1 rRNA gene is annotated in these 295 nt (G+C 50.5%); it reads right to left on the reverse strand.

The annotated features are described in order from the left end of the window. Positions 1-295, reverse strand: a 23S ribosomal RNA gene (locus DW58_RS01470); the annotation flags it as partial.

The following is a 295-nucleotide window of genomic DNA, read 5'->3' on the forward strand; positions in this document are numbered from 1 at the left end:
TTCACGAGGCGCTACCTAAATAGCTTTCGGGGAGAACCAGCTATCTCCCGGTTTGATTGGCCTTTCACCCCCAGCCACAAGTCATCCGCTAATTTTTCAACATTAGTCGGTTCGGTCCTCCAGTTAGTGTTACCCAACCTTCAACCTGCCCATGGCTAGATCACCGGGTTTCGGGTCTATACCCTGCAACTTAACGCCCGGTTAAGACTCGGTTTCCCTACGGCTCCCCTATACGGTTAACCTTGCTACAGAATATAAGTCGCTGACCCATTATACAAAAGGTACGCAGTCACCC

Source organism: Siccibacter turicensis LMG 23730 (assembly GCF_000463155.2).
GTDB lineage: Bacteria > Pseudomonadota > Gammaproteobacteria > Enterobacterales > Enterobacteriaceae > Siccibacter > Siccibacter turicensis.